Here is a 24,134-nt window from a genome sequence, read left to right as displayed (position 1 = left end):
GTCAGACGGGAGCGACGCGACCGTATCGCGGCGCGCGGGCCGTCGCGCTCAGTACGCGAACGGCCACGTGCGCAGGTACTCCTTGATCTTGCCCAGCCCGGCCAACACCCCCTTCGGCTCGACGGCGAGCACGACGATGATGATCGAACCGAAGAACACCGGCAGCAGGGCGGTCGCGTTGGTTGCCGTGAGGTCGGCGAGGTAGTTCAGCCCGTCGTTGAGGTAGTCCTGCACGAGCGTGACGACGCCGACGCCGAGCAGCGCCCCCCACACGCGCCCGAGGCCGCCGAACAGCAGCATGACGTAGTGTTCGAGCGTGAGCCCGAGGGTGAAGTACTCCGCGTTGATGAAGCCGATCTGGAACCCGAACAGCCCGCCCGCGACACCGATCATGAACCCGCCGATGGCGAACGCGAGCAGCTTGTTCTTGAACACGTTGACACCGAGGACGGACGCGGAGAGGTCGTTCTCGTGGATGGCGCGGAACGTCTTTCCGATCCCGGTCCGCGAGAGGTTCAGCGACAGCAGCGCGAACACTAACAACAGCACCAGCGCGAGCAGGTACTTGTCGATGGTCGTGCCGAGGGCGCCGACCGGGCCGACGAGGCCCACGTTCGAGGGCACCGACTGGGTCGTTCCGCCGTGGATGAACGCGAGCTGCGGGTTCACGAAGAACCACTCCTCGGCGATGAACTGGAGCGCCAGCGTCGAGATGGCGATGTAGAACCCCTTGACCCGGAACGACGGGAGGCCGAAGCCGACCGCGACCAGCGCGGAGATCAGGCCGCCGACGGCGAGCGCCGGAAACAGCCCCGCGCCGACGGCGAGCAGCCTGCTCGTGCTGTACGCGCCGATGGCCATGAACGCGCCCTGCGCGAGCACGATCTCGCCCGCGTAGCCGAGGATGACGTTGAGCCCCAACACCGCGATGGCGAAGATGTACGCCTGCGTCAGCAGCGTCACGGTCCCGCCGCCGAGCAGGAACGGCGCGATGAAGGGGATCGGCAGCCCCAGGGCGAGCGCGATCTTCTGCGTCCGCCACCGGACGAGGCCCATCCGCGACTCGTAGTCGGTGAAGTACTCACCGCAGGGCATGCGACCACCCCCCTTCGGCCGCAGCCGTTCGAGTCGTCGGTACGCCGCCGGAGCGCCGCGTGGCGCGCGAACTGTGTCCGTTCATGGTCAGAGCCTCTCTATCCGCTCGGTGCCAAACAGGCCGTACGGCTTCACCAGGATGACGACGAGCAGGAGGATGAGGGGGAGTATCTCCCCGAACCCCGCGCCGAAGTTGGCCTGAACGTCCGTGAACGGGACGTACACCGCCGTGCCGCCCACGAGGTAGTACGAGCCGAGTTCCTGGAGGACGCCCACGACGATCGAGCCGATGAACGCCCCGGGGATGCTGTCGAGGCCGCCCAACACGACGGCGGCGAAGATGATGATCCCCGTGTTCTCGATGGAGACCGCCGCCCCGCCGCTAGAGGTCGCGAGCAGGATGCCGCCGATGGCGGTGATGGCGATCGAGAGCGTCCACGCGAGCGCGATGGTGCGCTCGATCGAGACGCCGAGCACCATCGCCGCCTGCTCGTCGCTGGCCGACGCCCGGAGGATCGACCCGGTGACGGTCTCGCGGAAGAACAGCATCAGCACGGCGACGACGACGAGCGCGATGGCGACGGCGATGGCGTACGCCGCCTGTATCGAGGTGCCCAGCGGGAGGCTGAGCTGGCCGCCGAACGTCAGCGCCGACGGGTACGCCTGCGCGTTCTGGCCGTACAGGAAGAAGACGACGCCCTCGAGGATGCTGCCGAGCGCCAGCGTCACGATGATGACTGACAGCACCGGTTCGCCGATGAACTGGCGGAACACGACGCGTTCGAGCGCCAGCCCGAGCACGAGGCCGAGCAGGACCGTCACGAGCACCGCGGCCCACGCGGGGATCGCCGCCGGGAGCACGGTGGCCGTGCCGAAGACCACGACCCCGTACGCGCCGATCATCGCGATCTGGCCCTGCGCGAAGTTCAGGACGCCGGTCACCTTGTAGATGAGCGAGAAGCCCATCGCCACGAGCGCGTACAGCGCGCCCAGTCCGAGTCCGCTCAGCGAGATGTCGATGAACGTGACCCAGTCGACCATCTAGCTCACCTCCAGTTCGCGGTCGTCGTCGAGGACCGGTTGGTCCACGTCGACGATGCGCATGACGCCGCGTTCATCGGACTCTCTGCCGTCTTGGTACGTGATCGTGAGCTCCATTGCTATCTCGGTGCTGCCGTCGTACAGGGCGGTCACGAGGTCGCCGTACCGGTCCACGACGACCTCGCGGCGGAGCTTCCCGGTGCGGGTGAGCTCCCCGTCGTCGGCGTCGAACTCCTTGAACAGGAGCACGAACCGCCGGATCGGGTTGTCGAGGTCCTCGTTGGTCTCGGCGACCACTCCGCGAAGCAGCTCTAAGACCGGTTCCTTCCGCGTCAGGTCGCTGTACCCCGCGTACTGGATGTCTCGCTGGTCGGCCCACTCCGCGACGTTGTCGTACCGGATGTTCAGCACCGCGGTGAGCTCGGCGCGGTCGTCGCCGACGACCATCGCCTCCTTCACGTAGGGGTTGAACTTCAGCTTCGTCTCGACGCTGATCGGCGCGACGGCGGTGCCGTCGCTCATCTCCAACACGTCGTCCATCCGGTCGAAGATCCGCACGTGGTCGTCGTCGGTGAGCGCGCCGAAGTCGTCGGTGTGGAGCCAGCCGTCCTCGAACGCCGACTCCGTCTTCTCCGGCATCCCGTAGTAGCCGGAGGTGACGACCGGGCCGCGGACGAGGAGTTCACCGCCCGGCGTGATGCCCACCTCGACGTTCGGGAACACCTCGCCGACCGTCTCGACCTGGACATCGTCGTCGCGGTGCATCGTCACGAAGCCGCACACCTCGGACTGCCCCCAGATCTGCTTGAGCGGGACGCCCATCGCGTGGTAGTACTCGAAGTGGTCCTCCCCGAGCGGGCCCCCGCCGGTGTAGACGTTCTTCGCGCGCTTCAGCCCGATCTTGTCGAGTATCGGGCGGTACGCCACCCAGTACGACAGCCAGTGGGCGCCGCGCAGCCACGCCGGCGGCTCCTCGTCGTTCCTGTCGCCGATGACGTACTCGGCGTACTTCTCGCCGATGCTCGTCGCCTTCTCGTACACCCAGCGCTTGAACCGGGTGGTGTTCTCGACCTTCGCCTTGATATCCGCGACCCACGCCTCGTACCGCTTCGGCGACGAGAAGATGATCTCCGGGCCGATCTCGCGGAGGTCCTCCTCTTCCGTTTCGGGCTGTTCGGGGAAGTTCGCGGTCCAGCCGGCGACGAACGCGGCCGCGAGCAGGATCATCTGCTCGCCCACCCACGCCATCGGGAGGTAGGAGAAGTAGTCCGACTCCTTCGGCAGCGGGTCGATGTCGATGGCGGCGTTGGCGAGGTTCACGAGGTTGAAATGCGAGAGCCGGACGCGTTTCGGCATCCCCGTCGTCCCCGACGTGGGCGCGAGCATCGCGGTCGCCTCCGCGGGCACGGCCTGGATCTCGGACGCGAGGTAGTCGTCGCTCACGGCCCCGGACTCGCGGCGCTCGCGGCCGCGCTCCTCGACGTCCTCGTAGGCGACGATCTCCGGGTCGCCCGGCTCGGTCTTCTCGCCGTTCTCGTACCGGAACATCCCCTTGTCGTCCCGGTAGATGATGGTCGACAGCGACGGCACGTCGCCCGAGACGAGGAGGAGCTTGTCCACCATCTCTTGGTCTTCCGCGTACACCACCTCGGGCTCGAGCAGTCGGAGCTGCTTCTCGATGTCCTCGGGCAGCATGTCCTCGTAGTTCGGGGCCGCCATCCCGCCGAGGGACTGCGCGGCGATCCACGCCCACAGCTGGTGCGGGCGGTTGTAGCCGATGGTGAACAGCACGTCCTCGTCGCCGAACCCGTACTCCTCTAAGCCGAGCGCGAACCGCTCCACCCGGTCGTAGTACTCCTCCCAGGTGAACTCCTGCCAGACTCCGTACCGCTTCCAGCGCAGGGCGATGTCGTCAGGATGCTCGGCGGCGTGGTCGATGAGGATCTCGGGGAGCGCCCGGTCGGAGACGATGGGAACCGACTCGCCCTCCGGCGCGGTCAGGACGCGCTCGACGGAGAGCCCCGAGTCGTCGGAGTCGCCCGACGCGACGCCCTCGCTCTCGGCGTTGTCGGCCGCCATCTACTCGACCCCCGTGTAGACGCGGGCGACCTCGGGGTCGTTCGTCACCTCCTCGGGCGGCCCGCGGGCGATGACGCCGCCCTTCTGCATGACGATCATCCGCTCGGAGACGGCGGTGACGACTTCGAGGTCGTGCTCGATCATCACGAGCGTCAGCCCCTCCTCCTCGTGGAGGTCGGTCAGGAAGCGGATCATGTCGTACTTCTCGTCGAAGGTGAGCCCGCTCATCGCCTCGTCGAGCAGGAGCACGTCCGGTTCGAGCGCGAGCGAGCGGGCGAGGTCCACGCGCCGCTGGACGCCGAGCGGCAGCGTCGACACCGTCGTGTGGCGGTGTTCCCAGAGCTCGAGGTAGTCGAGTATCTCCTCGACGAACCGCATGTTCTCGGCCTCCGTCTTCCGGCCGGTCCCGTAGTACAGCATCGCCGAGAGTACGTTCGGGCGCTCGGCGACGGCCCGGGTTGTCATCACGTTCTCTAAGACGTCCTCGCTCTCGAACAGCTCCAAGCCCTGGAACGTCCGCCCGATGCCGTGGCGCGCGCGGTAGTGTTCCGGCCTGCCGCTGACCTCCTCGCCGTTCAGGAACACCTCGCTCCCGGCGTCGGGCGTGTAGAAACCGTTGAGGATGTTCAACAGCGTGGTCTTCCCGGCCCCGTTCGGACCGACGATGGACACCCACTCGCCGTCGGCGACACCGAGGTCCACGTCGTCGACGGCGGTGATCGAACCGAACGTCTTGGTCACGTTCCGGCAGCCGATCGCGGCGTCCTCGGGAGAAACGTGAGTCCCGCCTCTGAGCGCCGCCGCCCGCGTCTCGGCCTCCTGATCGGCGCTCATCAGGTCCACCTCTTGCGGATCTTGTAGTGCCTGATGTCGGTGTAGCGGGAGTCCTCGCTGGACGTGCCGAGGTAGAACTCCTTGATCTCCTCGCGCTGGACGAGATCGTCGGCCGGGTCGTGAAGCTCTATCTGCCCGTTCTCCATGACGTAGCCGTAGTCGGCGATCTCCAGGGTGCGCTTGGCGTTCTGGTCGGCGATGAGCATCGTGATGTCCTCTTTCCTGTTGATCTCCACGAGCGTCTCGAAGATGTCCCTGACAAGTTTCGGCGCGAGGCCGAGCGACGGCTCGTCCAACAGGAGCAGGTTCGGCCGGTGGATGAGCGCTCGCGCGATGACGAGCATCTGCTGTTGCCCGCCGCTGGCGTAGCCCGCCTTGAGGTCTAAGATGTCCTCCAACTGCGGGAAGTACTCGAAGGCGATCTGGTAGTCGTCCTCGTCGAACCGGAACCGGCGGCCCTCGCGGTAGAGCCCGCACCGGAGGTTCTCCTCGACGGTGAGGTCCTCGAACACCCGCCTGCCTTCGAGGATGTGCGTGATGCCGCGGCCGACCATCTCGTTGGCGCCGTAGTTGGTCACGTCCTCGCCGCGCAGGAAAACGCGACCCCGCGTGACCTCACCGCGCTCGCTCCGCCCGATGCCGCTGATCATCTTCAGTATCGTCGATTTCCCGGCGCCGTTCGGGCCGAGCAGCGCGACGATGTCGCCCTCGCTGGCCGACATCGAGACGCCCTGCACGGCGAGGAAGTGCCGGTCGTAGACGATCTCGACGTTGTCGAGTTCGACGACCGGTGGATCGCCGTCGCCCGCCGCGGCCGTCGCGTCCGCGGTCGTTTGCTCGTCGGTCGCCATCACAGTCCGATCCAGGAGTCGCGACGGGGCAGTTCGACGCTGGTGTCGAAGCTCAGGCTGCCGTCGGTGACCTCGAACAGCCGCCCGTTCATCGTCGGGCGCCGGTCGTCCTCCGCGTAGCTGAACGGCTCGGCGAGGCCGAACATGTCGTCGTCCTCGATGCCGAACATCCCCTGTCTGACGTTCGGCCCGGTCGTGACGTCGTTCCCGGCCTCGGCCGCGTTCTGCAGGCCCTTCAGCGCGAGCAGCGCGTGGATCACGCCGCGCACGTAGTTGAGTTGGGCGACCTCCGGGTCGTCCATGCTGCGCCCCTCGCGCTCGAAGTTCGCCTCGATGATCTCCGCGCCCCGGCCGCCGCTGTCGAGAGCGCCCTGGAACGTTCGGAACGCGTTGACGTATCGCACGCCCTCGAAGATGTCGGGCGACTGCTGGACCACGCGCTCGTCGACGGTGTAGGTCAGGCCGCACACCGTCAGGTCGGGGTAGATGTCCTGTCGGTCCTCCAAGAGCACCCGCATCGGCGCGGACGTGTTCTGGTGGATGAGGTAGTCGATCTCCTGGTCGCGGGCCTGTCTGAGCTGCGTGGTCGCGGAGTTGGCGGTCAGCGGGAGGTTGATGTCCGAGGCCACGTCGAGCCCGAGCTCCTCGGCGTACTGCTTGCCGCCCTCGACGGGCGACCGCCCGAACGCCGTGTTAGAGAAGATGAACCCGACCGTCGCCTCGGGGTCGTTGTCCGCGATCCACCGCAGGTGGGCGCGGGCCTGGCTGGTGTAATCGAGGTTCCCGAAGAAGTTGTACGGGAACTCCTCGGTGACGAGGTTCGCGGAGTAGGACGCGGAGACGTACACCACCTCGTCGTCCGCGACGGTGCCCGCCAGCGCCTCGGTGTCGGCGGTCCCCCAGCCGATGATCAGCGGCGGCGACGACTCCGAGGTGTACTGCTGGTAGTACTGCTGGGCCTGCGGCACCTCGTAGGCGTAGTCGTTGTTCGGATGGTCAATGCTCACGTCGAACAGGTCGTTCTCGTTGATGTACGTGATGGTGTCGCGAGAGCCGATGGCCGTCGGCCGGCCCACGTCGGAAGTCGCGCCGCTCTCGTCGTATATCCCGGGCACCGTAACGGAATCGGGCATCCCCCCGCTCCCTCCGCCGCCGCTGCCGCTTCCGCTGTCTCCGCCGTCCCCGCCGCCGATACATCCGGCGAGCGCCAGCGTCGCCGCTCCGGCGGCACCGTTCTTCAGGACGTTGCGCCGCCGGTACAGCCTCGTCGGATCCCCTGTGTTATCATTTGTCATGAGTATCTACCTACCACCCAGAGCCACGTACTACATAATCATTAGGGATGGATTCACTCGCCTGCGGGCAGTCCTTCGGTCGCCGCGGCGCTCGAGAGCACCGCGCGGAGCGATCCGGTCCGCCGAAACAGTCAAATGCGAGTGCCGCAACGACTGTCGCATGTTCACTTTTGTCGTGGGTATCGACGCGGACGAGGACCGGGCCAGCGCGCAAGCCGAGACGATCGCGTCGATGCCGCTGGAGACGGACGACGTGACGGCGGTCCTCGTTCACTCCTTCAGCGAGAACAGGGAGGGGGGCACCGTCGAACAGGTAAAGTCAGTTCGGGTCGCTCGGTCGCGACTCGAAGACGCCGGGATCGAGGTGACGCCCGAGGGGTACGGCGGTGACGCGGCCCGAGCGATCCTCAACGTCGCCGACGAGTACGACGCCGACCAGATCGTCGTCGCCGGGCGGAAGCGCACCCCCACCGGGAAGGTCCTGTTCGGCAGCGTCACGCAGAGCGTCATCCTCGACACCGAACGACCGGTCCTCGTCTGTAGCGGGGGCGAGTAACCGACCTCACCCTGCTTCGCTCGCGCTGACAGGCTCGCTCGTTGGGGGGGCTCGCTCGTTGAGGGTGGGGCTTCGATGTGGTCCTCGCCGTCATGCGACGCGACGGGGCGTTTTATGCGCCCCGCCTACCGAACGCCCTTCGGAGTCGGTGAACCCACCGTTCGGGGCCGGGCTACTGCGACCCGCACGGCGCGGGACTTGTGCCAGCACAGCACCAGTCGCCAATACGGCGGGATGTAGATTAACAGTTGCTCAGTATCATGTCAGTTTCCGCTCCGCCCTACTCGCTCGCTTCGGTCGCTCTCTCCTCACGGGTCGCAGGCCCGGGCGCCCGGTCGAGCGGTCGCCGCGACCACAGCCGCCGGTCGTCGGGGGCCGTCGCGATCAGTTTATACCCGCGAGCGAGTAGATCGCACCGTGGTGGCGATGACGAGTCGGTTACCCCCACTGAGCCCCTTGTGATGACGGGTTTCGACCGAGCCACCGTTTCCGCACCCGCCAGCGGCGCGGCCGAGCCGCCCCGGAGTGAAAGTGGTCCTGAGCGACGGTGTCAAGGCGCTGTCTGGCGGTTTCGAGGCGAAGAGGCCGGGTCGATCGGCGTCGATCGAACGCGGGGTCGCCGCTCAGTACGACGCGGCGCGCTTGTCGAGGCCGGCGGCCTCGATGTCTTCGCCGTCGACGGAGGTGCGGAGGACGTCCATCCCGTCGTCGCGGTCGATGTCGAAGTTGCGGGCGTACAGATCGTCGAGCCGCTCGTACTCGGCGTCGGAGATCGGCGGCACGTCGGCGGCGGCGCTCCACTCGGCGATGTCGGCGCCGTCGCGGAACGTCGGGGTGACGGAGGCGACCTCGTCGTGCGCGAGCAGCCAGCGGATCGCGGCCTGCGCCATCGTGCGCGTCCCCTCAACGCCGTCGGGGTCTTCGAGGAAGCGGATCGCATCGACCTTCTCCCAGCCGGTCTCGTACCACTCCTTCGGGCGGTGCGAGCGGTGGTCGCCGTCCTCGAGGACGGTGTCGGGCGTCACCTGTTCGTTCAGCAGGCCGGAGGAGTGCGGGACGCGAGCGATGACGGAGGTGTCCGAACCGCTCTCGCGGATCGTGTCCACGAAGTGGCGACCGGGCTCCTGCTCGAACATGTTGAAGACGGTCTGGACCGCGTCGAACTCCTCGTACTCGACGGCGGCGTCGCCCTCGGCGAGCCAGCCGATCGAGGGGCCGAGCGCCCAGCCGAGCGCGCGGACGCGCCCGTCGGCCTTCCACTCGCGGAGGAGGTCGCGCACCTCGGGGGTCACCTCGTCGACGTTCGCGTTGTGGAGCTGGAGCACGTCGACGTAGTCCGTGTCGAGGCGGTCCAGCGAGGCCTCGAACGCCTCGGTGAGGTACTCACGGTTCAGCTCCTTCGGGAGCTCGCCGTGACCGGCCTGCGGGTTGTCGTAGAAGTCGTAGCCGATCTTCGTCGACAGCGTCACCTCGTCGCGGCGGCCGGCGATCGCCGTCCCGATTATCTCCTCGCTGTCGCCGTGGCCGTACACGTCGCCGGTGTCGACGTAGGTGACGCCCGCGTCGAGCGCCTCCTCGACCATCCCGACCGCCTGTTCGTCCGAGCGGTCGCCCCACCAGTCGGTGCCGACGACCCACGCGCCGAAGCCGACCTCCGAGACCTCGACGCCCGAGTTACCGAGTTCGCGGTGTTGCATGCCAACCGGTTGGTGGTCGGGACACTTATCGGGCGCGGTCGGTCTCGGGGCGGTGGAACGGCCGGCGATCGCTGTCGGTCTCGGGGCGGTGGAGCGGGCGGCGATCACGCTCGCTCGTCTCGGCTCGTCCCGCCGCCTATTACTTGATCCCGGCTCGTCGACCGCCCATGGACGACTCCCTCCGTCGGCGGCTCGACGCCGTGATCGCCCTGCTCGGGATCATCGCCGTCGTCGCGGTCACCGCACTGTTGCTCTCGTTCGGCAGGGCCGCGATCGCCCCGGCGTTCGTGATCGCCTTCACGGGCGTTCTCGTCGGCATATTTGCCGCCGAGGAACTGTACTGATCGGCTGAGGCGCCGCGGTCGCACAACCGAATCCATTTGAGTGATGGCGACGAAGGAGGGCCGATGACAAAGCGACACGTGTCCCTGCCCGACGGCGCCGAGGCCGGGGTCCGAGGGTTCATCGACGAGGTGGACGAGCGGCTCTCCTCGGACGAGGACACCTGCGAGGTCGTCCGTGACGTGCTGATCGACCTCCACGGCGACCGGGAGGCGTGGGAGGCGTGGCAGAGCGGCGAATCGGTGTCGCGCGCCGAGCGCGTGCGCCTCCAGGGGTACGACCCGTGTAACGCGACGCTGGAGTCGGAGTACTACGCCGAGAAGGACGAGGAGCGCTTCCAGCGCTCGAAGCACCTCCAGTGGCTCTGGCGCCAGTTCGACGCCACACCGATGGCCGACAACGTCGAGTTCGCGCTCCGGTTCCGGCAGATGCTCGGCAACCACCTCTTCGCCGAGTGCGGCGACGACTGTCGCTTCTTCAAGGGGATCTCCGTCACCTACGGCCACAACATCGAGGTGGGCGACAACGTCGTGATCCACGACGACGTCCACCTCGACGACCGCGGGAAGCTGACGATCGGCGACCGCGCCTCCATCTCCGACGGCGTCCACCTCTACAGCCACGACCACGACATCGTCGACCAGACCGAGGTCCGGAACTTCCACACGATCGTCGAGGACGACGCCCGCGTCACCTACGACGCGATGGTCCGGGCCGGCTGCCGCGTCGGCGAGAACAGCGTCGTGGGCGCGCGATCCGTGGTCCAAGGCGACGTGCCCGCCCATCACGTGGTCGTCGGATCGCCCGCCCGCAGTGTCCGCGTGAAGCCGGGGTGGGAGGAGGCCGCCGAGGAGATCGAGGACGGCCGGCTCCCCGACAACCAGGACGACCGCGAGATCGAGTACGACCTCCCGGACGACCTCGAGCAGTTCGACGAGTTTCAGCGGGACCTCCAGCCGCCGAGCCCGCCGCGCTGAGGGCGCCGTGCGGCCGACGCGTCGGTGATCGGAGGCGGCTTGTTCGTGGTATGATATCTCACGCCAGTATCGTTATTGGCCAGCAGCGCGTACGCAGAGGTGGTGTCGCACACATGACAGGACAACGGATACTGATGATCGTCGGCGACTTCGGGGAGGACTACGAGATAATGGTGCCGTACCAGGCGCTTCAGGCGGTCGGCCACGAGGTCCACGCCGTCTGTCCGGACAGGGAGGGCGGCGAGACGGTCAAGACCGCGATCCACGACTTCCGCGGCGACCAGACGTACCTGGAGGAGCGCGGGCACAACTTCGAGCTCACGCACGGCTTCGACGAGGTCGACCCGGCCGACTACGACGCCTTAGTCGTTCCCGGCGGGCGCGCCCCCGAGTACCTCCGCGGCTACGACGAGGTGCTCGACGCGGTGCGGCACTTCTTCGAGGCGGACAAGCCCGCCGCGTCGATCTGTCACGGCCCGCAGATCCTCGCTGCGGCGGGCGTCCTCGACGGCTACGAGATCACGGCGTACCCCGCCGTCAGGCCGGAGGTCGAGGCCGCCGGCTGCTCGTGGGTCGACGGCGTGACGACCGACGGGAACCTCGTCACCGGCCAAGCGTGGCCCGATCACCCCGAGTGGATCGCGCAGTTCCTCGACCTGCTCGGGACCGAGATCGACCACGAGGCGACCGCGGCGACGGCGGACTGAGCCCGCGCTTTTTCGATGCCGGGCCCTCGCGCCCTCGCGGTCAACGTCGCCGCCAACACGAACGAACCCGGGTTCCGGGGGCCCGTCTACCCCGACGGCTCCTTCGCGTACGTCCCGATCCCCGAGTCGGCGGCGACGCTGCCACGCGGGCGCGCCCCGGTCGACGAGCCGGTCCCGACCTACGGCGACCTCGACCTCCCGTTCGCCGTCCCGGAGGCCCTGCGCGAGGTGCCCGTCCACGCCGACCCCGAGTTCCCGGGCGTCCACGGCCGCGAGCGCGCGACGTACGGCGACCCGCACGGGGTGAAGTCCGGGCGGATCGCGACCCTCGAACCCGGCGACCGGCTCCTGTTCTACGCGACGCTGTCGCTGCGGCCGCGCGACTGGGCCGGACCGGGCGACGAGCGCCCCGGCGACGCGGGCGCGGACGACCGCGGCGGCGCGTGGCTCCGAGAGCACGGCGTCGCCGTCGACGACGACCTCGCCCCCGACTGGGGCGCGTACCTCTTCGCGGGGATCCGGATCGAGCGCGTACTCTCGCCGGCCGAGGGCGACGGCGTCGTCGACCGCGCCGCCGCCGCCGCCGCGGCGCCGACCAACGCACACCTGAAGCGGGACCCGTTCGACGCCCGCGTCGTCGCGGTCGGCGACCCGGACGCGTCCGGCCGCTTCGACCGGGTCGTTCCGCTGAGTGCGCCCGACGCAGGGGTGGAGGCGAACCCGATCGTCACCGACCTGTCGAGCGACTCCGGGAAGGGGCCCTGGTGGCGCCGCCCGATGGGCTTCGACGAGGCGGCGACCGCGGAGCTGCTGGCGCAGATCGACCGGGCGTGAGGGGCGACCGACGCGGCGCGAGGGGGCGGCGCGACGGGACGCCGCGTCCGCCGCCACCGCGATTTATGAGGCGCGGCCGCGTTGTGTGCGGTATGAGCGACGACGAAACACCAGACGCGAGCGACGAGGCGACCGGCCGCGGCGCGCCGTCGCGGCTCGGGCGCGTCCTCTTGGGCGCCGGCCTCGCCGCGCAGGCCTCGGAGGACTTCCGCGACATGGACGACACGATCGAGTACGCCGAGTCGGCGGGCGTTCCGATGCCGGACGTGGCCGCGCCGTTCGCCTCCGGCATGATGATCGTCGCCGGCGTCGGCATCGCGCTCTGGCGGCTCCCACGGGTCGCGACCGGCGCGGCGGTCGCGTTCCTGACCGTCGTCACCGCGACGATGCACGACTTCTGGAACGCCGACGAGGACGACAAGGGCGGCGAGCGGCTCGCCTTCTTCGGCAACCTCGCGATGCTCGGCGGGGTGTTGGTGTTCCTGCGCGAGGCGTACAAGGACTGACCGGAGTCGTGTCGCGCGCTACAGTTCGCCGGCGTCCAGCGGGTCCTCCAGCTGGCCCATCACCGCCTCCATGGCGTCGGTCGCGGTGAGCAGGCCGACGACCTCGCCGTCAGCGACGACCAGGGCGAGCTCCTGCGACTCCGCCTGGAACCGGTCGTAGGCGTCGCTGACGCTCGCGTCGGGGGAGACCGTCAGCGGGGGGGCCGCGACGTCCGCGAACGTCAGGTCGCCGTCGCGGAGCGCCTCGAAGCGGCTCACGATCGAGGGGGCGTACACGATCCCCTCGAAGTCGCCCCGGTCCTCGCCCACGAGCGGGAAGCGCGTGTGCGGGGTGTCCCGGATCCGGTCGAGGTTCTCGTCGACCGACGCCGTCGTGGTCAGCGAGACGATCTCGTCGGGCCGCGTCATCACGTCCGCGACGGTGACCCGATCCACGTCGAGCGCGTTGAGAATCTCCTCGCGCCGTTCCTTCGGTAGCTCGATGTCTTCCATCATCGAGCCGAGGCGGGTGCGGAGCTGCGCGCGCGTCTCCAGCACCTCCCCTTCGGCCTCGGTCCACGACCCGGTCATCTCGACGCCGAAGAGCCCCAGCGTCGCCTTCGCGACCCAGTCGCCGAACTTGATCAGCGGCGAGATGCTCCAGGCGAACCAGTACAGCGGCCGAGCGCCGTAGTTCGCGACCTGCTTCGAGCGCTCGACGCCGAGGTACGTCGGCGTCTGCTCGCCGTGAGTCAGGTGGACCATGTTGATGAGGAAAAAACCCAACAGCGAGCCCGCGCCGGCCGACGCGAGCGCGGTGTTCTCGAATATCGGCGCGAAGATCGCCGCAAGCCCCGGCTCGGCGACAATACCGAGCGCGATGCTCGTGCCGGAGATCCACACCTGACAGGTGGTGAGGTAGAACTCCAGGTCGTCCGTCATCTCCCAGGCGCGCCGCAGTCCGGGGGTGTCCATCTCCGACTCCGGGTACTGCCGGAGGCGCGTCAGGCCGAACTCGACCGCCACGAAGTACGCGTTGATCAGGATGAGGAGGACGCCCGCGGCCACGCGGAGCGCGACCTCGGTCGGGGGCATCGTCGTCGCGAGCGGGATCATCGTCTCCCGTTCCCCGTGCGACCCTGAAAAGGGTTCAGGCCGCGACCGACGCGCCTACTCGTAGTCCTCGTACGTCGGGAGCCCCTCCTCGGGCGGGAACTCCTCGACAGGCACCGTCGTCTCGTCGCCGCTTTTCATGTCCTTCACCGTGTACTCGCCGTTCTCTAAGTCGCGCTCGCCGACGACCACGACCGTCTCGGCGTTGATCGAGTCGGCGTAGCCGAGCTGGGCGCCGAACGAGCGGTCGGAGACGTCCTGCTCGACGACCACGCCGTCGCCGAGCGCGCGGAGGTCGCTCGCGAGCGCGGCCGCCTCGCCCCGCGTGTCGCCCACGCCGAGCACGTAGTAGTCGGTCGAGAGCTCCTCGTCCGGCCAGACCCCGGCGCGCTGGCAGAGCAGCTTGAGAGTGGCGTGGCCGGGGGCGACCCCGACCGCGGGGGTGGGCTGGCCGCCGAAGCTCTCGATGAGGTCGTCGTAGCGCCCGCCGCCGAAGACGGAGCGGGACACCTCGCCGGTGGAGTCGAAGCACTCGAAGACGACCCCGGTGTAGTAGTCGAGCCCGCGGGCGGTCGTCAGGGACACGTCGCAGAACTCGCCCGCACCGAAGTCGTCGGCGGCGACGAGGACGTTCCGGAGGTTCTCGACCGCGGCCTCGACCGACTCGTCGCCCGCCTCGGCGACCGCGTCGAGGTCGTCGACGGTCTCCACCCCCGCGATGAGGTCGTCGAAGTCGCGCGCGGTGTCGCGGGCGAGGCCCGCGTCGGAGAGCAGTCCGACGTACTCGGCGTCGTCGACCTTCGCGCGCTTGTCGACCGCGCGGATCGCGGCGGCGGTGTCGACCGCGTCGGGGTCGGCGGCGAGCGACCGGACGAGGCCGCCGAGGATGTCGCGGTGCGAGACGCGGAACTCGAAGTCGTCGCCGGTGAGTCCGAGGTCGGTCAGGGCGTCGGCGGCGGTCGCGAGCACCTCGGCGTCGGCCTCGGGCGCCGACGAGCCGAACACGTCGATGTTCGTCTGGTAGAACTCGCGGAACCGGCCCTGCTGGACCTGCTCGTAGCGCCAGAACGGGCGGGTGGAGACCCACTTGATCGGCTTCGACAGCTCCTGGCCCTTCTCGACGACCATCCGCGCGACCGTCGGCGTGAGCTCCGGCGTCATCGAGACGCCGCGGCCGCCCTTGTCGTCGAAGGCGTACAGCTCCTCGACGATCTCCTCGCCGGACTTGTCCACGTACATCTCCGTCCGCTCTAGCGCGGGCGTCGCGATCTCGCGGAAGCCGTGGCGGGCCGCCGCGTCCTCGATCGCGTCGGTCACCTCGCGGCGGGCGGACTGCTCGCCGGGGTAGAAGTCGCGGAAGCCTTTGAGGCCGTCGTACATGGACGCCGGTTCGGCGAGCGCCCGCTTGAAAGCATCCCTTCGGGGCGGGACAGCCGGGATCGGCGCGCGGTCGCGGCCGAGGGGCGGCGGCTCCGCGGGCCGTCTACTCGCGCTGGTACTCCTTCTGGAATCCGCGGAACTCGGTCCGGTGGGCCTCCTCGTCCGAGAGCAGCGTCACGGCGAGGTCCTCGGTCACCGGGTCGTCCGCCGCCTCCGCGGCGTCGATCAGGTCGCGGTACGTCGCGATCGCGTCCTCCTCGGCGTCGAGCACGCCGTTGATGACGGCCAACACGTCCGTCGAGTCCTCGGGCGGCTGGAGCGACTCCTGCCCGGCGGTGAACTCGGCGGAGCCGGGCGGCCGCGCGTCGAGCTGTTTGAGCCGCTGCCCGAGCTGTTCGGCGTGGTCGAGCTCCTCCTGGACGTCCTGTTTGAGGCTCTCTTTGATCTCCTCGGCCCGGACGCCGTCGAGGACGATCGCGTTCGTCTGGTAGTTCATCACGGTCTCGATCTCGTCGGCGTACGCCGTCTTGAGCAGGTCGACGACTCGGTCGGATGACATGCCCGACGCTACGACCGCGGGGTCGAAAGGAGTTCCGGCGCTTCCGGGTCTGCGGGAGTCAGTCGGTCCGGCCGTGGACGTACGTCTGGTCGTGGTCCGGGAACACCTCTCCCACCGTGCCCTCGCCGTACTCGTCGGCGATGAGCGTCCGGAGCTCGTCCTCGTAGTCGGCCTTGGGGACCTCCTCGCTGGGTCCCTGCTGGACGTCGAAGGTCGCCTCGACGAGCTGGTCAACGGCGTGGCGGCCAAACCCGGAGAGCGGGGAGATATAGTCGATCCCGTTTCGGTCCTCGAGGCTCTGCGCCTGCGCCCGCGACACCGTGGGGACGCGGTCGTCGCGGCGGGTGCCGTCCGCGATGGCGTCGACGTCGAGCGCGGCGATGGTCTCGAGGGCGTGCTCGTGGACGCGCTGGATCCCGTTCCGGGGGTAGCCGTCCGCGACCATCGTCTCGGCGGCGCGCTCGGCCACTTCGCGGTCGAGGTCGGCCCGCTCGAACGGGAACCCGAGTTCGCCGGCCGCCCGCTCGGCGTGCTCCCAGTCGTCCGTGAGCCCGAAGCTCCCGGTGACACAGCGGACGTCGTAGAACCGGTCGAGCAGGTGGGCGGCCAGCGAGGAGTCTTTCCCCCCGCTGTACAGCAGCGCGAGCTCCATCTACCGGCGGCGGATGTCGAAGCTCTTCTGTTCGGGCTGGAGCTCTTTGAGCAGGTCGCGCATCTGGTCCTCGTCGATCTGTCCCTGAATGCGTCCGCTCTGCGCCAGCGCGGCGACCTGTTTCTTCACCTTCTCGCCGAACTGCGGCTTCGACATCTCGACCGCGTTGAGGCGCTGGCGGGCTCCGTCGGTGAGGTACTGTTTCAGCACCGCCTCCTGCTGGGCCTCGGCGCGCTCTTGGGCCTGCTGTTGGGCCTCCGCGGCGTCGCCCTCGCCGCCCTGTCGCTCGCGAAGCTCCTCCATCTTCTGTTCGCGCAGTTCTTCGAGCCGCTCGTCGTCTGGGTTACCGCTCATACGCACCCGTTCTCGGTCCGTGCGAAAAACCATTTCGGAGGTCGCGACCCGCGCGGAACGGCCCGAGCCGCCCGCAGAACCGTCGACGCCGACGGGGACGGTCCGCGTCGTTTAAACGGGCCCTCGGCGTAGCCGCGGGTAATGAGCGAGTCGCGGGAGTTCTGTCCGCGCTGCGGCGACCCGGTCCCCGAGCGGCGCGACCCCCTTCCGGGCGAGCCGCGCGGGCGAGACGCGCTGCTCTGCGACGACTGCTACTTCGAGGACTTCGACCTGGTCGACGCCCCCGACCGGATCGAGGTGTTGGTGTGTTCCGGCTGCGGCGCCGTCAGGCGCGGCGAGTCGTGGCGCGACGTCGGCGCGCGCGACTACACCGACGTCGCCGTCGACGAGGTCGCGGAGGCGCTCGGCGTCCACGTCGACGCCGAGGAGGTCGAGTGGGGCGTCGAGCCCGAGCAGGTCGACGAGAACACGGTCCGGATGCACTGCCGCTTCTCGGGCGTCGTCCGCGGGACCCTCCGCTCCGCGGAGGTGACGGTCCCCGTGAAGATATCACGGGGGACCTGCGACCGCTGCGGGCGCATCGCCGGCGGCTACTACGCCGGGATCGTTCAGGTCCGCGCGGACGAGCGCGACCTCACCCCGGCGGAGCGCGCCGAGGCGCTCGACATCGCGGAGTCGTACGTCGCCGACCAGGAGGCCGACGGCGACCGCGAGGCGTTCATCACCGAGGTGAACGAGACCGACGACGGGCCGGACATCAAGCTCTCCTCGAACCGGCTCGCGCAGAACGTGGCGACGCGGATCACCGAGTCGCTCGGCGGGAGCTTCGAGTCGTATCCGACGCTCGTCACCGAGGACGGCGACGGCAACGAGGTGTACCGCGTCACGTTCGCGGTGCGGCTCCCGAAGTACGCGGAGGGCGAGATCGTCGACCCCGAGGACGGCGACGGGCCGGTCCTCGTCACGGGCGTCTCGGGCCGTCTCCAGGGGATCCGGCTCGCGAGCGGCGCGGAGTACACGTCCGCGTTCGCGGACGCGGAGGCCCCCGACGCGACCCGGCTCGGGACCCGCGCGGACGCGACGGAGACCACCGTGGTGACCGTCGAAGACGAGAACGCGATCCAGGTGCTCGACCCCGTCACCTACGAGGCGAAGACCGTCCCGAACCCGGCGTTCGTCGACGGCGACGCCGACGTGGTCCTCGCGTTCGAACACGGCGGTGAGGTCCACCTCGTGCCCGACGACGAGGCGGAACGGACCGCGGAGTCGGCTCGGAGCGGCAACTGAGGGATCGCTGCGAGCCGGACCGAACGCGCTACGAGGACGGCTGGAGGGCCGTAGAACTGATCGTTCGTGAGACGGCGTCGCGAAAACCGTCGACGCGTCGGCATCCCCGACCGCGGGGGACACCGCTCAGTCGGCGCGGGCGGGCTGCTCGCGGCCGAGCGCGGCGGCGCGCTCGGACTCCGTTACCTCGATGCCGCGGCGTTCGAGTTGCTCGATGAATTCGGCCTCGCTGAGCCCTGCCTGTGCGGCCGCCTGCGACAGCGTCAGGGTTCGCGCACCGTACAGCGTCAGCGCACTCGACAGCCCGTTCGTGGCCATACATCCAGTAGTCGCGTGAGGGATTATGAAGGTTACTACTTCATTCAGGCCCCTGATACACCTTATACGATATATATTGACGGACGATCGGCTCGGAGGTGGTAATATGACGCGCGCCCCGTCGTCGCTCGCCCGCAGGAGTTATACGCCTCTGCGGTCGAACGCAGATATGGACAGACAACAGCTCATGGCGTTGTTCTTCGCGTTTCTCATGGTGAGCTCCATGGTCGCGTACGGCGTCTCGCTGCTGTGACGGCCGCGTCTGGATAGCGCCTCGTCAGCCGTCGCCCCACACGTCCGACAGCGGGTGGTTCTGCCGTCGCTCCGCGTCCCGCTCGGAGCGGGTCCGGACCGACTCGTCGTCGGTCGTTCCGCTGTCGGCGGTCGCGTCCCCGTCGCCGACCGAGGAATCGCCGTCGGCAGGCGACGAGCGATCCGAACCCCTCGACCCACCCGAGCGGCGGCGCCGCCGCCGTCCGCTCCGCGCACCGTTCGCCGCCGACGCGTCGATACCCGCCAGCGCCGCGTCGGGGTCGAACGCCGGGAGCGACGGGGTCGTCATCGCGTCGACCTGATCGCGGAACCACGAGGGCGTGTCGGCCGCGGCGCGGTCGAAGAGGTCGAGCAGCGAGTCGTCGGCGAGGTACGTCGCGCCGTAGTCGTCCGGGGCGCGGACGACTCGCCCGCACGCTTGGATGACCGTGCGCAGCGCCGTCCGGTGGTACCACGCCCACTGCCCGTCCGCCAGCCGGCGGGCGACCCGCGAGTCGTTCGTGTTCCGGTACGGCGCCTTACACACCACCTGCCAGCGACAGAGGTCGCCCTTCAGGTCCAGCGCCTCCTCCATCTTCACCGAGACGAACACCTCCGGGTCCGCGCTCGCCTTCCACGCCTCCAGTTCGGCGTCGCGGTTCTGCCTGTCGTGCCGCCTGACCCGCGCGGCGACGCCGAACTCGCCGAGCCGCTCGGTGATCCGCTCGGCGATGTCGTACGAGTGCGCGTGGATCAGCCCCTTCTCGTCGGGGTGTTCCGCCATCAGCCGGACGATGAGCCGGGCGATCTTCGGCACCGTCTCGTCGCGGTTCTCGTACGTCATCGACCCCTGCGTCACGTCGTACAGCGGGCGGTTCGCGAGCGGGAACGTGTGCTCGACGTCAACGAGGGCGACGTCGGCGGGGTCGAGCCCGACGCCGCGGCAGAACGCCTCCTTCGAGAGGATGGTCGCCGACAGCAGCGCGAACCGGTTCCCCCGGTCCCAGACGGTGTGCCGGAGGTACCGGGCGGGGTCGAGCGGTTTGATATCGAGGGCCGACCCCTCGCCGCCCGGCTGGTCGGCGACCCACGAGGTCGGGGACTCGATGTCGCGATAGTCCTCGAGGAACCAGCCCAGTTCGCTTATGAGCTCCTGGAGCCGGTCGCGCCGGGCGACCTCCTCGCGGTCGAGCTCGGGGCGGCCGACCAGCTCGTCTTTCGCCCGGATCGCCACGTCGCGGAGCGTCTCGACGAACCGCGCGGTCCGGTCGACCGCGTCCTCCTCGGGGCCGGCGTCGGCCGCGACGTCCGGGACGCCGACGTCGTCCCACACCGGGACGCGGTCGGGCGATATCTCGATCGTCGCGTACATCTCGGCCCACTCGGCGAGCCCGTGCGCCTCGTCTATCACGACGGCGTCGCGCTTCCGGAACACCTCGGAGCCGGCGGTGCGCATGAAGTACGCTAACGTCTGTGCCGCGAAGCGGTTGCCGGACGCGATGGCCCGGTCGGAGAAGTACGGGCAGCGGTGCCGGATCGAGCAGTCGAACCCTTGCTGGCGCGCGCAGGGCGCGCGGTTCACGGGCGTGTCGTGCTCGCCGGGGAGCACGCAGTCGTAGTTCGACTTCCCGCGGATCACCGCGAGGTCGTCGAGGAGGTCGTCGGCCTCCACGTCGTCGATCTGCGACACCTGCGGGGTGGTGTAGTACGCGCCGGTCGCCTCGCTGGGGGCCGCCTCGCCCGCGGTCTCGGCCGCGCCCATGATCGCCCGGGCGAGCAGCGACTTGCCGCTGCCCGTCGGCGCGCGCACCAGCACGACGCGGTTACCGGCGGCGAACGCGTCGCGGATGTCGGCGAGGGCCTGCTCCTGCGCGCCGCGGAAGCTCGGGGCGGGGAACTCGGCGGGGATCCGGCTCGGGTCCACACGACGCCCTCGCGCGCTGTCGGAATTAAACCCTCGCTTGGGCGGCGACCACGGCCGCGGGACGCCGACGAGCGACGCCGGCCGCCCCCCGACGGCGGGGCGCCAGTCGCGCCCGACCCCACCACCTATTTCCCCGTCGCCCGCGGTGAGGGAAGCGATGAGCGACGACGGGATCCTCGGGTCGCTGTCCGCGGTCGGCCTGTTGAGCCTCTGTTGTATCGGGTTCGGCGGGGTGGCCGGCGGGGCGGCGCTGGTCGGCGGCTCCGCGTCGGTGAGCGCGTTCGCGACGGGCGCGAACAGCGCCCGCGGCGCGCTAATCTCCGGGGTCGTCACGTTCGGGACGGTCCTCGTCGCCGCCGCGGTGATCCGGTGGCGGCTGAACCGGTGAGCGCGGCCGAGCCGTCCGAGGCTACTCCCGGCCGTGCCGCTCGATGTTCTCCCAGACGACGGCCATCAGCTCGCCGGTCTTCGCCACGAGGTCCTCGACCGCGCCCTCGTCGGCCCCGGCCGCCGACGCGCAGCCGAGGTCGCGGATCGCCTTCGTGGCGGACACGTGGTGGACGTGGACGCGGTCGTCGCCGGCGCGTTCGTACACGACCGTGGTACAGGAGAGCATACCGGCGAGCGTCGGGTCGATCCGCAGCGCGTCGGACGCGATCTCGGGGTGACAGACGACGATCAGCGCGGTCCGCTCGGCGTCGTCGTGGCCGAGCATCCCCTCGATCATCTCGTCGAGCCGCGTGACGCGCACGGTCTCGAAGTCGGCGAGTTCGTGTTCGAGCTGGACGAACGGCACCGCGTCCTCGAAGGGGAGGTCGACGGTCGTGTGGAGCGCCTCGTCGGCGGTGGGGGCGGGGCGTGCGGCGTCGCTCATACGCCGTGGCTCGCGCGCCGCCAACTAAAACCCGGACGCCGTCTCAACACCTGCCGCTACCTCGAACGGTGGCCGATCGGTCCGGCGGAGGCGGAGCGATGCGTCGACCGACGGAGGCGGAGCGATGCGTCGACCGACGGCGGGCGGTCGAGTACGGCCGGTACTGATCGGGTTCGGTCGCATCGAGAGAGAAATGCTCCGGCTGGGATTTGAACCCAGGTCATCACCGTGAGAGGGTGATATGATTGGCCGGACTACACCACCAGAGCACGTCCTTCGTCGCAATTAACGGTAGGAAAGACGATTGTAAAACAGTTCCGTTTCGACGCCGCCGTGCCCCGGTTTGTCGTGCCGAGCGGACCGACGGCGGCCGGTTCAGACGTCGACGGCGAACGGATTCGTCGCCCCCCCGCGGTCGCCCGCGGCCGCGGCGAGCGCCGCGAGGAGGTCGGCGACGCCGTCGAGGTCGGCGGTGTCGATCACCTCTACCGGCGTGTGCATGTAGCGGTTCGGGATCGAGACGTTGAGCGCGGGGGTCCCGCCGCGCACCGTGTAGAACGCGTCAGCGTCGGTCCCGGTCCGGGTGCCGGCCGCCTGGATCTGGACGTCGACGCCGGCGTCGGCGGCCGCGTCGCGCGCGAGGTCGACGAGGACCGGGTGGTTCGCGCTCCCGCGGCCGATCACCGGGCCGGCGCCGAGTTCGACCGGCCCGCGTCGCTCGCGGTCGACGTCCGGGTTGTCGGTCGCGTGGGTGACGTCGACCGCGACGAACGCGTCGACGTCGTCGAGGTCAACGCCGACCATTCGCGCACCTTGGAGCCCGACCTCCTCCTGAACGGTGGAGACCGCGTACACCGTCGCGTCGACGTCCGCCTCGGCGGCGCGCCGGAGCCCCTCCGCGGCCGCCCACGCGCCGGCCCGGTTGTCGACCCCCCGGGCGGCGATCCGGTCGCCGACGAGGTCGCGGAGCCCGGTCGAGAACGTGACCGGGTCGCCCACCTCGACGTGGTCGCGTGCCGCGTCGGCGTCGGCGGCGCCGATGTCGACGAACTGCCCAGCGATATCCTCGTACTCCTCGTCGCCGTCACGGAGGTGGATCGCGGTCTGGCCGATCACGCCCTGAACGGGTTCGTCGGCGTGGACCGTGACGTGCTGGCCCTTCGAGACCGTGCGGTCGGCGCCGCCGATCCGCCCGATCCGGAGGAAGCCGTCGTCGAGCACGTCCCGGACGATGAACCCGATCTCGTCGGCGTGGCCGGTGACGGCGACCGTCGGCGCGTCCGGGTCGCCCTCGTGGACCGCGACGGCGTTGCCGTACGAGTCGGTGTCGACCCGGTCCGCAAACGCGCGGACGTAGTCGGTCCAGACGCGCTGGGCGGCCGTCTCGAAGCCCGAGGGGCTCGGCGTCGCGAGGAGGTCGTCGAGGAACGCGCGGCGCGTGTCGTCCATGCTCGGTGGCTGTGGGGCGGCCGGGAAGAAAACGTCGGTGTCGGCGTTCGGCGCCGGGACCGCCGGCGAGTCAGCCGGGGCGGGGATCGGTCGACACAAGCGCTTTGAGTCGCCCGCACGTCCGGTCCGTATGGACATCCTCCGAAGCGTCCGGGCCGTCGCCGAGGCCGAGGGACCGGGCGTCGTCGACTGGGATCGGGCCGCGTCGGCCGCGAAGGAGGCCACGGACCCCGGATCGATCGCGATCTCCGACGCGGAGCGCGCGGGGTACGCCGCCGACGTTCGCGACGCCCGCTCGCGGCTCGCCGAGGTCGCCGGGATCGAGTTCGACGTGCCCGACACCGTCGAGGTACAGAACCGCCACCACTGGATCGACGCGAGCGTCGGCACGTTCCGGCGCGTGATGGACCCGATCGAGGCGGCCGCGGCGGACCCCGGCGGGCCCGACGGGACGTTCGACGCGACGCCCGCGAAGCGCGGCCCCGCGTTCGCGCAGGACGTCAGCCGAGTCGCCAACACGGGGTCGATGGCGTTCGCCTTGGGCTTCCTCTCGCGGAACGTCCTCGGCCAGTACGACCCCCTCCTCCTCGCCGACGAGCCGGACGCCGACCACGGCCTCTACTTCGTTCACCCGAACATCGTCGCGGTCGCGAGCGCGCTCGACGTGGACTACCCCCGCTTCCGGCGGTGGATCGCGTTCCACGAGGTGACCCACGCCGCCGAGTTCGGCGCGGCCCCGTGGCTCCCGGAGTACCTCGAGTCGCGCGTCGAGCGCGGCGTCGAGGGGATGGTCGGCGGCGAAGGGGGCGTGAGTCGCGGGCTCGACCCCGACGCGTTCGCGGAGCTCCAGGCCGCGATGACGGCGGTCGAGGGGTACGCCGAGGTCCTGATGGACCGCGCGTTCGACGGCGAGTACGCGGACCTCCGGGCGAAGCTGGACGAGCGTCGAGGCGGGGGCGGCCCGGTGCGGCGGCTCGCCCAGCGCCTGCTGGGACTGGGCCTCAAGCGGCGGCAGTACGAGCGCGGGGCCGCGTTCTTCCGGCACGTCGCCGACGAGCGCGGCATCGAGGCCGCGGGCGCGGTGTGGGAGCGCGCCGAGAACCTCCCGACCGGTGACGAGCTGGACGACCCGGACGCGTGGATCGCCCGCGTCGACCCCTGAGCGGGAGTTGCCGCGTC

Annotated in this window: 26 protein-coding genes and 1 tRNA gene; 10 read left to right on the top strand and 17 right to left on the bottom strand. The window is 69.7% G+C overall.

Features of this window, described 5'->3' with window-relative positions; all coding sequences use genetic code 11:
- Window positions 1-48: 48 nt before the first annotated feature.
- From EXE41_RS02065 to EXE41_RS02040, 6 genes are all read right to left on the bottom strand, one after another.
- On the bottom strand, window positions 49-1,095 hold the full coding sequence (locus tag EXE41_RS02065) for a branched-chain amino acid ABC transporter permease (protein ID WP_086215548.1): 1,047 nt from the start codon (window positions 1,093-1,095) through the stop codon (window positions 49-51).
- Between the two features lie 87 nt (window positions 1,096-1,182).
- The gene (locus EXE41_RS02060; RefSeq protein WP_049930529.1) at window positions 1,183-2,136 is read right to left on the bottom strand and encodes a branched-chain amino acid ABC transporter permease; all 954 of its coding nucleotides are present in this window, start codon (window positions 2,134-2,136) and stop codon (window positions 1,183-1,185) included.
- Window positions 2,137-4,215, bottom strand: a complete 2,079-nt coding sequence (locus EXE41_RS02055; protein WP_089308223.1) for an AMP-binding protein — start codon at window positions 4,213-4,215, stop codon at window positions 2,137-2,139.
- A complete protein-coding gene (locus EXE41_RS02050) occupies window positions 4,216-5,049 on the bottom strand; it encodes an ABC transporter ATP-binding protein (RefSeq protein ID WP_129452547.1) in 834 nt (277 codons plus the stop codon). It lies immediately after the preceding gene.
- Complete coding sequence (locus tag EXE41_RS02045; RefSeq protein ID WP_049930523.1) at window positions 5,049-5,900, bottom strand: ABC transporter ATP-binding protein; 852 nt, start codon at window positions 5,898-5,900, stop codon at window positions 5,049-5,051. Before EXE41_RS02045 ends, EXE41_RS02050 begins: the two co-directional genes overlap by 1 nt.
- Entirely contained in the window at window positions 5,900-7,195 is a 1,296-nt protein-coding gene (locus tag EXE41_RS02040; RefSeq protein ID WP_137690175.1) for an ABC transporter substrate-binding protein, read from the bottom strand. Before EXE41_RS02040 ends, EXE41_RS02045 begins: the two co-directional genes overlap by 1 nt.
- A 160-nt stretch (window positions 7,196-7,355) precedes the next feature.
- On the opposite strand from EXE41_RS02040, the gene EXE41_RS02035 reads away from it, so the two are divergent.
- Window positions 7,356-7,751, top strand: coding sequence for a universal stress protein (locus EXE41_RS02035; RefSeq protein WP_049930521.1), 396 nt, complete (start codon window positions 7,356-7,358; stop codon window positions 7,749-7,751).
- A 623-nt stretch (window positions 7,752-8,374) separates the two neighbouring features.
- On the opposite strand, the gene EXE41_RS02030 is transcribed toward EXE41_RS02035, so the two are convergent.
- A complete protein-coding gene (locus EXE41_RS02030) occupies window positions 8,375-9,448 on the bottom strand; it encodes an aldo/keto reductase (protein ID WP_137690174.1) in 1,074 nt (357 codons plus the stop codon).
- A 167-nt stretch (window positions 9,449-9,615) separates the two neighbouring features.
- Here EXE41_RS02030 and EXE41_RS19000 point away from each other — a divergent pair, with 167 nt between their 5' ends.
- The 5 genes from EXE41_RS19000 to EXE41_RS02010 all read left to right on the top strand — a co-directional run bounded on the left by EXE41_RS19000 (window position 9,616) and on the right by EXE41_RS02010 (window position 12,814).
- A complete protein-coding gene (locus tag EXE41_RS19000) occupies window positions 9,616-9,792 on the top strand; it encodes a hypothetical protein (protein ID WP_155120031.1) in 177 nt (58 codons plus the stop codon).
- Window positions 9,793-9,855: 63 nt separating this feature from the next.
- Window positions 9,856-10,767 carry an acyltransferase gene (locus EXE41_RS02025; RefSeq protein ID WP_049930517.1) on the top strand — a complete coding sequence of 304 codons (912 nt, stop codon included), beginning with the start codon at window positions 9,856-9,858 and terminating at the stop codon, window positions 10,765-10,767.
- A gap of 113 nt (window positions 10,768-10,880) precedes the next feature.
- Window positions 10,881-11,474 (top strand): DJ-1/PfpI family protein, encoded by a 594-nt coding sequence (locus EXE41_RS02020; RefSeq protein WP_137690173.1) that lies wholly within the window; start codon window positions 10,881-10,883, stop codon window positions 11,472-11,474.
- Window positions 11,475-11,489: 15 nt separating this feature from the next.
- A complete protein-coding gene (locus EXE41_RS02015) occupies window positions 11,490-12,308 on the top strand; it encodes a hypothetical protein (RefSeq protein ID WP_137690172.1) in 819 nt (272 codons plus the stop codon).
- A gap of 92 nt (window positions 12,309-12,400) precedes the next feature.
- Window positions 12,401-12,814 (top strand): DoxX family protein, encoded by a 414-nt coding sequence (locus EXE41_RS02010; RefSeq protein ID WP_137690171.1) that lies wholly within the window; start codon window positions 12,401-12,403, stop codon window positions 12,812-12,814.
- Window positions 12,815-12,832: 18 nt separating this feature from the next.
- Here EXE41_RS02010 and EXE41_RS02005 read toward each other — a convergent pair whose 3' ends face one another.
- The 5 genes from EXE41_RS02005 to EXE41_RS01985 all read right to left on the bottom strand — a co-directional run bounded on the left by EXE41_RS02005 (window position 12,833) and on the right by EXE41_RS01985 (window position 16,851).
- The gene (locus tag EXE41_RS02005; protein ID WP_137690170.1) at window positions 12,833-13,909 is read right to left on the bottom strand and encodes a CNNM domain-containing protein; all 1,077 of its coding nucleotides are present in this window, start codon (window positions 13,907-13,909) and stop codon (window positions 12,833-12,835) included.
- 54 nt (window positions 13,910-13,963) lie between these two features.
- A complete protein-coding gene (gene hisS / locus EXE41_RS02000) occupies window positions 13,964-15,286 on the bottom strand; it encodes a histidine--tRNA ligase (RefSeq protein WP_137690169.1) in 1,323 nt (440 codons plus the stop codon).
- Between the two features lie 103 nt (window positions 15,287-15,389).
- On the bottom strand, window positions 15,390-15,845 hold the full coding sequence (locus EXE41_RS01995; RefSeq protein ID WP_137690168.1) for a DUF892 family protein: 456 nt from the start codon (window positions 15,843-15,845) through the stop codon (window positions 15,390-15,392).
- Window positions 15,846-15,903: 58 nt separating this feature from the next.
- Window positions 15,904-16,497 (bottom strand): alpha hydrolase, encoded by a 594-nt coding sequence (locus tag EXE41_RS01990; RefSeq protein ID WP_089308278.1) that lies wholly within the window; start codon window positions 16,495-16,497, stop codon window positions 15,904-15,906.
- Complete coding sequence (locus tag EXE41_RS01985; RefSeq protein ID WP_049930504.1) at window positions 16,498-16,851, bottom strand: DNA-binding protein; 354 nt, start codon at window positions 16,849-16,851, stop codon at window positions 16,498-16,500. It abuts the gene before it with no gap.
- A 141-nt stretch (window positions 16,852-16,992) separates the two neighbouring features.
- Between EXE41_RS01985 and EXE41_RS01980 the strand changes: the two genes are divergently transcribed.
- The gene (locus tag EXE41_RS01980; protein WP_049930503.1) at window positions 16,993-18,138 is read left to right on the top strand and encodes a 60S ribosomal export protein NMD3; all 1,146 of its coding nucleotides are present in this window, start codon (window positions 16,993-16,995) and stop codon (window positions 18,136-18,138) included.
- 126 nt (window positions 18,139-18,264) lie between these two features.
- Here the strand turns inward: EXE41_RS01980 and EXE41_RS01975 are convergent, their stop codons facing one another.
- Window positions 18,265-18,456 (bottom strand): UPF0175 family protein, encoded by a 192-nt coding sequence (locus EXE41_RS01975; protein ID WP_017344020.1) that lies wholly within the window; start codon window positions 18,454-18,456, stop codon window positions 18,265-18,267.
- Window positions 18,457-18,562: 106 nt separating this feature from the next.
- Here EXE41_RS01975 and EXE41_RS18995 point away from each other — a divergent pair, with 106 nt between their 5' ends.
- The gene (locus EXE41_RS18995; RefSeq protein ID WP_158294385.1) at window positions 18,563-18,709 is read left to right on the top strand and encodes a hypothetical protein; all 147 of its coding nucleotides are present in this window, start codon (window positions 18,563-18,565) and stop codon (window positions 18,707-18,709) included.
- A gap of 24 nt (window positions 18,710-18,733) precedes the next feature.
- On the opposite strand, the gene EXE41_RS01970 is transcribed toward EXE41_RS18995, so the two are convergent.
- A complete protein-coding gene (locus tag EXE41_RS01970) occupies window positions 18,734-20,632 on the bottom strand; it encodes a helicase C-terminal domain-containing protein (protein ID WP_137690167.1) in 1,899 nt (632 codons plus the stop codon).
- Window positions 20,633-20,789: 157 nt separating this feature from the next.
- On the opposite strand from EXE41_RS01970, the gene EXE41_RS01965 reads away from it, so the two are divergent.
- Window positions 20,790-21,020 (top strand): hypothetical protein, encoded by a 231-nt coding sequence (locus tag EXE41_RS01965; protein WP_049930499.1) that lies wholly within the window; start codon window positions 20,790-20,792, stop codon window positions 21,018-21,020.
- Between the two features lie 21 nt (window positions 21,021-21,041).
- On the opposite strand, the gene EXE41_RS01960 is transcribed toward EXE41_RS01965, so the two are convergent.
- The 3 genes from EXE41_RS01960 to EXE41_RS01950 all read right to left on the bottom strand — a co-directional run bounded on the left by EXE41_RS01960 (window position 21,042) and on the right by EXE41_RS01950 (window position 22,955).
- On the bottom strand, window positions 21,042-21,506 hold the full coding sequence (locus EXE41_RS01960) for a DUF302 domain-containing protein (protein ID WP_137690166.1): 465 nt from the start codon (window positions 21,504-21,506) through the stop codon (window positions 21,042-21,044).
- A gap of 194 nt (window positions 21,507-21,700) precedes the next feature.
- Window positions 21,701-21,775, bottom strand: a tRNA-Glu gene (locus tag EXE41_RS01955).
- Window positions 21,776-21,881: 106 nt separating this feature from the next.
- Window positions 21,882-22,955, bottom strand: coding sequence for a M28 family peptidase (locus tag EXE41_RS01950; protein ID WP_137690165.1), 1,074 nt, complete (start codon window positions 22,953-22,955; stop codon window positions 21,882-21,884).
- Between the two features lie 130 nt (window positions 22,956-23,085).
- On the opposite strand from EXE41_RS01950, the gene EXE41_RS01945 reads away from it, so the two are divergent.
- Window positions 23,086-24,117, top strand: coding sequence for a zinc-dependent metalloprotease (locus EXE41_RS01945; protein ID WP_137690164.1), 1,032 nt, complete (start codon window positions 23,086-23,088; stop codon window positions 24,115-24,117).
- Window positions 24,118-24,134: the final 17 nt, after the last annotated feature.

The sequence above is a fragment of the Halorubrum sp. SD690R genome (genome assembly GCF_005435035.1).
GTDB lineage: Archaea > Halobacteriota > Halobacteria > Halobacteriales > Haloferacaceae > Halorubrum > Halorubrum ezzemoulense.
The sequence above is the reverse complement of the archived record's forward strand: the minus strand, read 5'-3'. Positions and strand labels throughout refer to the sequence as shown.

Bases quoted from the DNA above. Each gene is read 5' to 3' on its own strand.
- EXE41_RS02065 (WP_086215548.1), bottom strand. From the start codon at position 1,095: ATGCCCTGCGGTGAGTACTTCACCGACTACGAGTCGCGGATGGGCCTC.
- EXE41_RS02060 (WP_049930529.1), bottom strand. From the start codon at position 2,136: ATGGTCGACTGGGTCACGTTCATCGACATCTCGCTGAGCGGACTCGGA.
- EXE41_RS02055 (WP_089308223.1), bottom strand. From the start codon at position 4,215: ATGGCGGCCGACAACGCCGAGAGCGAGGGCGTCGCGTCGGGCGACTCC.
- EXE41_RS02050 (WP_129452547.1), bottom strand. From the start codon at position 5,049: ATGAGCGCCGATCAGGAGGCCGAGACGCGGGCGGCGGCGCTCAGAGGC.
- EXE41_RS02045 (WP_049930523.1), bottom strand. From the start codon at position 5,900: ATGGCGACCGACGAGCAAACGACCGCGGACGCGACGGCCGCGGCGGGC.
- EXE41_RS02040 (WP_137690175.1), bottom strand. From the start codon at position 7,195: ATGACAAATGATAACACAGGGGATCCGACGAGGCTGTACCGGCGGCGC.
- EXE41_RS02035 (WP_049930521.1), top strand. From the start codon at position 7,356: ATGTTCACTTTTGTCGTGGGTATCGACGCGGACGAGGACCGGGCCAGC.
- EXE41_RS02030 (WP_137690174.1), bottom strand. From the start codon at position 9,448: ATGCAACACCGCGAACTCGGTAACTCGGGCGTCGAGGTCTCGGAGGTC.
- EXE41_RS19000 (WP_155120031.1), top strand. From the start codon at position 9,616: ATGGACGACTCCCTCCGTCGGCGGCTCGACGCCGTGATCGCCCTGCTC.
- EXE41_RS02025 (WP_049930517.1), top strand. From the start codon at position 9,856: ATGACAAAGCGACACGTGTCCCTGCCCGACGGCGCCGAGGCCGGGGTC.
- EXE41_RS02020 (WP_137690173.1), top strand. From the start codon at position 10,881: ATGACAGGACAACGGATACTGATGATCGTCGGCGACTTCGGGGAGGAC.
- EXE41_RS02015 (WP_137690172.1), top strand. From the start codon at position 11,490: ATGCCGGGCCCTCGCGCCCTCGCGGTCAACGTCGCCGCCAACACGAAC.
- EXE41_RS02010 (WP_137690171.1), top strand. From the start codon at position 12,401: ATGAGCGACGACGAAACACCAGACGCGAGCGACGAGGCGACCGGCCGC.
- EXE41_RS02005 (WP_137690170.1), bottom strand. From the start codon at position 13,909: ATGATCCCGCTCGCGACGACGATGCCCCCGACCGAGGTCGCGCTCCGC.
- hisS (WP_137690169.1), bottom strand. From the start codon at position 15,286: ATGTACGACGGCCTCAAAGGCTTCCGCGACTTCTACCCCGGCGAGCAG.
- EXE41_RS01995 (WP_137690168.1), bottom strand. From the start codon at position 15,845: ATGTCATCCGACCGAGTCGTCGACCTGCTCAAGACGGCGTACGCCGAC.
- EXE41_RS01990 (WP_089308278.1), bottom strand. From the start codon at position 16,497: ATGGAGCTCGCGCTGCTGTACAGCGGGGGGAAAGACTCCTCGCTGGCC.
- EXE41_RS01985 (WP_049930504.1), bottom strand. From the start codon at position 16,851: ATGAGCGGTAACCCAGACGACGAGCGGCTCGAAGAACTGCGCGAACAG.
- EXE41_RS01980 (WP_049930503.1), top strand. From the start codon at position 16,993: ATGAGCGAGTCGCGGGAGTTCTGTCCGCGCTGCGGCGACCCGGTCCCC.
- EXE41_RS01975 (WP_017344020.1), bottom strand. From the start codon at position 18,456: ATGGCCACGAACGGGCTGTCGAGTGCGCTGACGCTGTACGGTGCGCGA.
- EXE41_RS18995 (WP_158294385.1), top strand. From the start codon at position 18,563: ATGACGCGCGCCCCGTCGTCGCTCGCCCGCAGGAGTTATACGCCTCTG.
- EXE41_RS01965 (WP_049930499.1), top strand. From the start codon at position 20,790: ATGAGCGACGACGGGATCCTCGGGTCGCTGTCCGCGGTCGGCCTGTTG.
- EXE41_RS01960 (WP_137690166.1), bottom strand. From the start codon at position 21,506: ATGAGCGACGCCGCACGCCCCGCCCCCACCGCCGACGAGGCGCTCCAC.
- EXE41_RS01950 (WP_137690165.1), bottom strand. From the start codon at position 22,955: ATGGACGACACGCGCCGCGCGTTCCTCGACGACCTCCTCGCGACGCCG.
- EXE41_RS01945 (WP_137690164.1), top strand. From the start codon at position 23,086: ATGGACATCCTCCGAAGCGTCCGGGCCGTCGCCGAGGCCGAGGGACCG.